Source organism: Streptomyces sp. NP-1717, from assembly GCF_022695985.1.
In the GTDB taxonomy this organism is placed as follows: Bacteria; Actinomycetota; Actinomycetes; order Streptomycetales; family Streptomycetaceae; genus Streptomyces.
In genome coordinates, this window is the sequence record NZ_JAAPBF010000323.1 from 1 (window position 1) to 6112 (window position 6112).

General features: G+C 70.9%; 5 protein-coding genes. All 5 read left to right on the top strand.

Going from position 1 to position 6112, the window contains the following annotated elements; genetic code table 11:
- Positions 1–89: 89 nt before the first annotated feature.
- A complete protein-coding gene (locus GXP76_RS33360) occupies positions 90–1307 on the top strand; it encodes an acylneuraminate cytidylyltransferase (RefSeq protein ID WP_242575366.1) in 1218 nt (405 codons plus the stop codon).
- 11 nt (positions 1308–1318) lie between these two features.
- Positions 1319–2248, top strand: a complete 930-nt coding sequence (locus GXP76_RS33365; RefSeq protein ID WP_242575364.1) for an N-acetylneuraminate synthase family protein — start codon at positions 1319–1321, stop codon at positions 2246–2248.
- Between the two features lie 5 nt (positions 2249–2253).
- Positions 2254–3324, top strand: a complete 1071-nt coding sequence (locus GXP76_RS33370) for a hypothetical protein (RefSeq protein WP_147874216.1) — start codon at positions 2254–2256, stop codon at positions 3322–3324.
- A gap of 223 nt (positions 3325–3547) precedes the next feature.
- On the top strand, positions 3548–4798 hold the full coding sequence (locus GXP76_RS33375; protein ID WP_242575367.1) for an amidohydrolase: 1251 nt from the start codon (positions 3548–3550) through the stop codon (positions 4796–4798).
- A 158-nt stretch (positions 4799–4956) separates the two neighbouring features.
- Complete coding sequence (locus GXP76_RS33380) at positions 4957–6006, top strand: BMP family protein (RefSeq protein ID WP_242575365.1); 1050 nt, start codon at positions 4957–4959, stop codon at positions 6004–6006.
- Positions 6007–6112: the final 106 nt, after the last annotated feature.

Consider the following 6112-nt stretch of genomic DNA (forward strand, 5'->3'; position numbering starts at 1 on the left):
GCTGGGACGCACAGGGGGCGGGCAGCGCGTCGGACGAACGGTCGGGCGTGGAGATCCAGCACGACGCAGTGAAGCAAGGAGACCCGTCCATGACCGTCCTCGCCGTGATCCCCGCCCGTGGTGGATCCAAGGGCGTCCCCGCCAAGAACCTCGCCCAGGTCGGCGGTGTCCCTCTCGTCGTACGGGCCGTCCGCGCCTGCCGCGCCGCCCGCCAGGTGACCGACGTCGTCGTCTCCACGGACGACGCCGCCATCGCGGACGCCGCCCGCGCCGCCGGCGCCGAGGTCGTCCTGCGCCCGGCCGCCATCGCCGGGGACACCGCGACCAGCGAGGCCGCCGTCCTGCACGCGATGGACGCCTACGGCGCGATGCGCGGCGACGCACACCGCACCGAGGTGGTCCTGCTCGTGCAGTGCACCAGCCCCTTCATCACCCCCGGCGACCTCGACGGCGTCGTGTCCGCCGTCACCGAGGGCGGCGCCGACACCGCGCTGACCGTCGCCCCCACCCACGGCTTCATCTGGCGCTCCGAGAGCGACGGCTTCGGCGTCAACCACGACAAGTCGAACCGGCCCCGCAGGCAGGACCGCCCCCAGGAGTTCCTGGAGACCGGCGCCGCCTACGCGATGCGCGCCGAAGGCTTCCGCGAGGCCGGGCACCGCTTCTTCGGGCGTACCGAACTCGTCTCCACCGACCCCGAGCGGGTGCTGGAGATCGACGACCCGCACGACCTGGAGCGCGCCCGCGCACTCGCGCCGCTCCTGGACAACCCCGGGCTCCCCGGCCGCGCCGACATCGACGCGGTCGTCCTCGACTTCGACGGCACCCAGACCGACGACCGGGTGCTCGTCGACTCGGAGGGCCGCGAGACCGTCGCCGTACACCGCGGTGACGGCCTCGGCATCGCCGCCCTCCGCCGCGCCGGCCTGGAACTGCTCATCCTCTCCACCGAGCAGAACCCGGTCGTCGCCGCACGCGCCCGCAAGCTGCGCGTGCCGGTGCTCCACGGCATCGACCGCAAGGACCTCGCACTGAAGCAGTGGTGCGACGAGCACGGAGTCACACCCGACCGGGTGCTGTACGTCGGCAACGACGTCAACGACCTCCCGTGCTTCGCGCTCGCCGGCTGGCCGGTGGCCGTCGCGAGCGCTCACGACGCCGTACGCGCGGCGGCGCGTGCCGTCACGACAACCCCCGGCGGCGCCGGAGCGATCCGGGAGATCGCCACCTGGCTCCTCGGTCCCGGTCTGGACGTCAACACCCCCGCTACCCCCCACGGCACCACCGCCGACACCTCGGAAAGTTAAGGAACCCCCTCATGAGCACCAACTCCCGTCTGCGTACCCTCGGCACCCGCACCGCGGGCCCCGGCCGCCCCGTCTACGTGACCGGTGAGATCGGGATCAACCACAACGGCGACATCGACAACGCGCTCGCGCTGATCGACGCCGCCGCCGAGGCCGGCTGCGACGCCGTCAAGTTCCAGAAGCGCACCCCCGAGATCTGCACCCCGCGCGACCAGTGGGACATCGAGCGCGACACCCCCTGGGGCCGGATGACGTACATCGACTACCGCCACCGCGTCGAGTTCGGCGAGGACGAGTACCGCACCATCGACGAGCACTGCAAGAAGCGCGGCATCGACTGGTTCGCCTCCCCGTGGGACACCGAGGCCGTCGCCTTCCTGGAGAAGTTCGACGTGCCCGCCCACAAGGTGGCCTCCGCGTCCCTCACCGACGACGAGCTGCTGCGCGCGCTGCGCGCCACCGGCCGCACGGTCATCCTCTCCACCGGCATGTCGACGCCGAAGCAGATCCGGCACGCGGTCGAGGTGCTCGGCAGCGAGAACATCCTTCTCTGCCACGCCACTTCGACCTACCCGGCCAAGGCCGAGGAGCTGAACCTGCGGGTCATCAACACCCTCCAGGCCGAGTTCCCGAACGTGCCGATCGGCTACAGCGGCCACGAGACCGGTCTCCAGACCACCCTCGCCGCCGTCGCCCTCGGTGCCGCCTTCGTCGAGCGCCACATCACGCTCGACCGCGCCATGTGGGGCTCCGACCAGGCCGCCTCCGTCGAGCCGCAGGGCCTCACCCGCCTCGTGCGCGACATCCGCACCATCGAGGCGTCCCTCGGTGACGGCGTCAAGAAGGTCTACGAGTCGGAGCTCGGCCCGATGAAGAAGCTCCGCCGGGTCGCCGGTGTCATCGCCGAGTCCGCGGACGGCGCACAGCCCGTGGCGGTCTGACAGCCATGAGCCGTCCCTCCGGGGTGCGCACCCCGTCCCCTCGCGCCATCGCATTCGTGGAGAGCCCGGTCCAACTCCTGAACGTGCTGGAGTGGGCGCGGGCGAGCGCCACCGGTGAGGAGCTCACCGTGGTCGTCCTGTCGCCGACCGATCCCATGTCGCGCGGCCAGCTCCGGCGGATGGCCGAGCTGGCCCGCGACGCGGGCTTCACCGTGCGCTGGCAGGAGGCCCGCGGCGGCGCGAGCGCGCCGCTGCGGACGATACGGGAGCTGGCTCCGCTGCTGCGCAGGGCGGAGCGGATCGTCATCGGGGACCCGTTCTCCCGCTACGTACAGCTCCTGCTGACGCTCGTCAGCAGCAAGGAGCTGACCGTGGTGGACGACGGGACGGCGACGATGGAGTTCATCGCGCAACTCGTCCACGGCGAGCCGCTGGTGCGCTGGCACCGGCGGGGCGGCAGGCGCGGGCCGCGCGAGATGGTCCTCGCGCCGGTCTCCGCCGTCGCGCGGCGCCGGCTCACGCCGTCGCGCACCCGCAGCGTCGAGGTGTTCACCTCGATGCCCGTGGAGGCGCCGCCGGGCATCACGGTCACGGCCAACACCTTCGAGTGGACCAAGGCCACCTTCGGGCCGCCCCGGATCACCAAGGGCGCCGACATGGTCGGCACCTCGCTCGTGGAGACGGGCGTGGTCGACCTGGAGCAGTACGTGACGGCCGTGGGCTCGCTCGCCCGCAGCCACGGCGCGACGCGGTACTTCGCGCACCGCAGGGAGAGCGTGGAGAAGCTGCACCGGCTCGCCACGGAGACCGGCCTGGAGATCGTCCGCCCCGACCTGCCGCTGGAACTGATCGCCCGGCGCGGCCCCATCGGGTCGACCGTGCTCAGCTTCCCCTCGACGGTCGTGCACACGCTGCCGCTCGCGCTCGCCGGTACGGGCGTGCGGGTGGCGGTGTGGGACATCGCACCGGAGTGGCTGAAGGACAACGCCTCACCGCGCGCCCACGGCTTCCTGTCCGGTGTCACGGGCACGGCCCGGGACGTCACCCGGCTCCCGAGGCTGCCCGCCTCCGCGTGAGGTGGCGGGCAGCCGCCGCCCGGAGAACGGGAACGCGCGCGGGACCGCCCGGCGGATCGTCACTGTCCGTCGCCGCTTCGCGACGGACGGGCGAGCTTACCCACCCCGAGAAGCGGCTATTCGCTCGCGGCCCGGTTTTCTTACGCCTTTCGGGCTGAAGTTTTGTTGATCGTCGGGCAGGCGCCCCCTCAGGGGGCCTACCCTTCAACAGGTGAACCAGTTGATGTCCCGCGAGTCCGTTGCCGACCTCTCCGGTGAGCCCAGCGCGGCCGCGCTGCCCGGCAAGCTGCCCGAAACGCTGCGTACCGAGCTGATCGCCTTCCGCAGAGACATGCACATGCACCCGGAGCTGGGCAACCAGGAGTTCCGTACCACCGCCGCGCTCAAGCACCGCCTGGAGCAGGCCGGTCTCGTTCCGCGGGTACTCAACACCGGCACCGGACTCTTCTGCGACATCGGCACCCGTGACGGCGCGACCGCCGCCTCCGGCGTACGGCCCATGCTCGCCCTGCGCGCGGACATCGACGCCCTTCCCATCCCGGACACCAAGGCCGGGGTCGCCTACCGCTCCACCGTCCCCGACCGCGCGCACGCCTGCGGTCACGACGTCCACACCACCGCCGTCCTCGGCGCCGGTCTCGTGCTGGCCGCGCTCGACCGCGAGGGGCTGCTGCCCCACCCCGTGCGGCTGATCTTCCAGCCCGCCGAGGAAGTGCTGCCCGGCGGTGCGCTCGACGCGATCGAGTCCGGTGTCCTGGAGGGCGTCGGACGGATCATCGCCGTGCACTGCGACCCGCGCGTGGACGTCGGCACGATCGGTCTGCGCACCGGCCCGATCACCTCCGCCTGCGACCGGCTGGAAGTCACCCTCGACGGCCCCGGCGGCCACACCGCCCGCCCGCACCTGACCACCGACCTGGTCACCGCCGCCGCGAAGGTCGCCACCGAGGTGCCCGCGCTGCTCGCCCGCCGTGTCGACGCCCGGTCCGGGCTCGCGCTCACCTGGGGCCGTATCGCCGCCGGCCACGCCTGCAACGTCATCCCGCAGCACGCCGAACTCTCCGGCACCGTCCGCTGCCTGGACCTGAAGGCCTGGCGCGAGGCGCCGGACCTGGTGCACGCCGCGATCGACGAGATCTCCGCGCTCTACCACGCCAAGTCGCAGATCAACTATGTGCGCGGGGTCCCGCCGGTCGTCAACGACCTGGTGATGGCCGAACTGCTGCGTGACGCCCAGACCGCGCGCCGCGGCGCGCAGTCGATCGAGGACACCGAGCAGAGCCTCGGCGGCGAGGACTTCTCCTGGTACCTGGAGCAGGTGCCCGGCGCGATGGCGCGGCTCGGCGTACGGACTCCGGGGGACTCCGCACGGCACGACCTCCACCGGGGCGATTTCGACGCGGACGAACGGGCGATTCAGGTCGGGGTGGAGCTTTTCACCGCCGCCGCGCTGATCGATGGCGACCGTTCGTAACCGGCCGTGCTCTTTCCCGTAATCGGATGTCGCACGTCCTGTTCGCGACGATCCGATAACGGCTTCCGTACAGGGCTTTATCTGACATCTACGCGCGTTACGATCGCGGCGAAACCAGCGCCGGAAGAGGCGCTTAGGTCGCTTTGAAGGAGCCTCCCTTGCGCCGGATCACCAGGATCGCAACCGTGGGCGTCGCGTCCGCGGCGCTTGCGCTCACCGCCACCGCGTGTGGCAACACCTCCTCCTCGGACGCCGCGTCCGACTCGAAGGAGAAAAGCGTCGCCATCGCGTACGACATCGGCGGCCGCGGTGACCAGTCCTTCAACGACGCCGCGTACGCGGGTCTCGCGAAGGCCGAGAAGGACCTCAAGGTCAAGGGCAACGACGCCGAGCCGTCCGACGGCGAGTCCGACGCCGACAAGGTCCAGCGCCTGACCGAGCTGGCCCGCGCCGGCAACAACCCGGTGATCGGCGTCGGCTTCGCCTACGCCCCGGCCATCAAGAAGGTCGCCCCGAAGTTCCCGAAGACGACCTTCGGCATAATCGACGACTCCTCGGTGACCGGCAAGAACATCGCCAACATGGTCTTCAACGAGGAGCAGGGCTCCTACCTCGCCGGTGTCGCGGCGGCCAAGGCCACCAAGTCCAAGACCGTCGGCTTCATCGGCGGTGTCGAGACCCCGCTGATCAAGAAGTTCGAGGCCGGCTACGCGCAGGGCGTCAAGGACACCGACCCCTCGGTGAAGGTGCTCTCGCAGTACCTGACCCAGCCCCCGAACTTCGACGGCTTCTCCAAGCCCGACCTCGGCAAGGCCGCGGCGCAGGGCCAGCTCGACAAGAAGGCCGACGTGATCTACGCGGCGGCCGGTCTGGCCGGTTCCGGGTCGATCGAGGCCGTCTCGGCCGCGGGCAAGTGGAACATAGGCGTCGACTCCGACCAGTACAAGCAGGCCGGTCTCGCCCAGTACAAGGACAGCATCCTCACCTCGGTCACCAAGGACATCGCCGACGCGGTGTTCAACCTGATCAAGTCGGTCGAGGACGGCGAGCCCCAGAACGGTGAGATCCGCTACGGCCTCGACAAGGACGGCGTCGGCCTCACCGACTCCAACCCGGCCTACGTCAAGCTGACCGAGGTCACCGCCGCGGTGGACAAGGCCAAGCAGGAGATCGTCGACGGCAAGATCACCGTCAAGACGGCTCCGTAATCGGTGTTGTGCACGGGGCCCGGAGCGACGGCGAACATCTGCCGCCGCTCCGGGCCCCGGTCACGACGGCGGTACTCGTCCTCCCCAAGATCTACGCTCACGATTC